Raw genomic sequence first — 2,502 nt, forward strand, 5'->3', positions numbered from 1 at the left:
GGCTGAGGCGATGTCGGCCATCGCCGCGGCCCCGGCCGCCCCCGTCGCCCGCGACGGCCTGCCACAGCCGCAGCGCCGGCACGCCATGGTGGTGGTCATTCTCGGCATCGCGGTGGCGGTGCTCGACGGCACCATCGTCAACCTCGCGCTGCCGGGCATCGCCCGCGAATTGCGGGCCGATCCGGCGCATGCCATCTGGGTCGTCAACGCCTATCAGATCGCCACGCTGGTGATGCTGCTGCCGCTGGCCTCGCTGGGCGACCGGATCGGCTTTCGGCGCGTCTATCTCACCGGCATGGCGCTGTTCGCGTCGGCGTCGCTGATCGCGACGCTGTCGAACTCGCTCGGCATGCTGATCGCCGGCCGCGCGCTGCAGGGGCTGGGTGCCGCCGGCATCATGAGCGTCAATGCCGCCTTGGTCCGGCTGATCTACCCGTCGGACCAGCTCGGGCGCGGCATGGCGATAAATTCGATGGTGGTGGCGACCGCCTCGGTGGCCGGCCCGTCGGTGGCGGCCGGGATCCTGTCGGTGGCTTCGTGGCCCTGGCTGTTCGCGCTGAACGTGCCGCTCGGGGCGCTGGTGCTGGTGCTCGGGCTGAGGGCGCTGCCGGTCAATGCCGCGAAGGCGTCCGGCATTCGCTTTTCTCTCGTCGACGTCGCGCTCAACGTGGCGATGTTCGCGCTGATCTTCATCGGTGCCGACCGCCTGGGCGTGCGCGGTGAAACGGGGCAGGGCGGCGGGCCGATGGCCTGGGCGCTGCTGCTGGCCGGCGTCGCGGTTGGCGTCGTCTACCTGCGGCGGCAGGCCGCGCTAGCGCTGCCGCTGTTCCCGGTCGATCTGCTGCGGATCCCGGTGTTCGCGCTCTCGATGGGCACCTCAGTCGGCGCCTTCTGTGCCCAGATGCTGTCCTTCATTGCGCTGCCCTTCCTGCTGCTCGACACCTACGGGCGCTCGCACTTCGAGGCTGGCCTGCTGATCACTGCCTGGCCGCTGGCGATCGTGGTGATGGCGCCGATCGCGGGTCGGCTGATCGGTCGATATCCGGACGGCTTGCTCGGCGGCATCGGGCTGGCCCTGCTGGCCACCGGTCTGACGCTGCTGGCGGCACTGCCGGCCCAGCCGGGCAACGGCGACATCGTCTGGCGCATGGCACTGTGCGGACTGGGCTTCGGACTGTTCCAGTCGCCCAACAACCACACCATCGTGACCACGCCACCGCCGCACCGCAGCGGCGCGGCGAGCGGCATGCTGGGCACCGCGCGGCTCACGGGCCAGACCCTGGGGGCGGTGCTGCTGRCCGGCATCTTCAGCTTCTGGAGCCCGCACGACGGCAAGGGGCAGGTGATCGCCCTCGCACTCGCCGCCTGCTGCGCCGCGGTGGCGGCGGTCTGCAGCACGCTGCGGACCCGCCAGCCGGCCGCCCGCCACGCCTGACCCGCCCCTATCTCCGACGGCCGATTGCCGGCCGCGGGGCGGGCTCCTATCGTCGGGCCCTGCGCAGCAAGGGGGCCCCATGCCTGATCGTTCGGACATCCTGTGGTTCAAGACCGAGTTCCAGCCGCGGATCGTCTCGCTGCTGGGCGGCACCCCGCTGACGGTGGACATGACTGCCGCCATCGCCTGCCAGGAGACCGGCCACATCTGGCCGCTGCTGCGCCGCAAGAACCTGCCGACGCCGCGAATCCTTGCGCTCTGCGTCGGCGACACGCTCGATGCGGACAAGGGCCGCCGGGTCTTCCCGAAGACCAAGGCCGAGCTGCTGGCGCGGCCGAACGGCGACCGGATGTTCGCGATCGCGCACCAGGCGCTGGTCGACATGGCGGCGCAGGTGCCGGGCTACACGGCGGTGGCGGCACGGCCCGACAAGTTCTGCCATGGCTATGGCATGTTCCAGCGCGACCTGCAGTTCTTCGTCTCCGACCCGGACTACTTCCTGGAGCGCCGCTACGAGCAGTTCGAGCAGACGCTGGGCCAATGCCTGGACGAGCTTCGCAATGCGCTGCGCAAGCTGGGCTTCGAGGACCGCCCGTCGCTCAGCGACCTTGAACTCGCCGCCGTCGGCATCGCCTACAACACCGGCGGCTTCAAGCCGTCCAAGGGTCTCAAGCAGGGCTATTTCAACGGCACCAGCTTCTATGGCGAGCTGTTGTTCGACTACATCCAGCTCTCGCGCAGCGTCGCGCTGGCGGGCGACCCGGCGGCGCCGGTCGAGGCACCGCCAGGCGTCGCCATCGTTCCGCCGCCCGCGCCGCCGAGTGCCCAGGGCCAGGCGATGGTGGTGACCACGACCGACGGCATGCTGCGGCTGCGCAGCGCACCGGTCATCAGCGCGCCGCCGCAGGCCAACGTGGTCGCGAACCTACCGAGCGGGCACGCGGTGCGCGCCGTGACGGGCACTGCGGTCAAGGGCTTCATGGAGGTCGAGACGGAGCTGTCCGGTGCGCTGCTGCGCGGCTTCGCTTCGATGAAGTTCCTGGCGCCGGCGCCCCGGCGCCCTTGTG

General features: G+C 70.8%; 1 protein-coding gene and 1 pseudogene. Both read left to right on the forward strand.

Translation table 11 applies throughout. The annotated features are described in order from the left end of the window. Positions 1-10 precede the first annotated feature (10 nt). Positions 11-1,435, forward strand: coding sequence for an MFS transporter (locus AC1DY5_RS51160; RefSeq protein ID WP_478121935.1), 1,425 nt, complete (start codon positions 11-13; stop codon positions 1,433-1,435). A 79-nt stretch (positions 1,436-1,514) separates the two neighbouring features. Next, positions 1,515-2,502: pseudogene (locus AC1DY5_RS51165) on the forward strand (hypothetical protein); the annotation flags it as partial.

It is taken from the genome of Variovorax sp. P4_D9 (genome assembly GCF_056401695.1).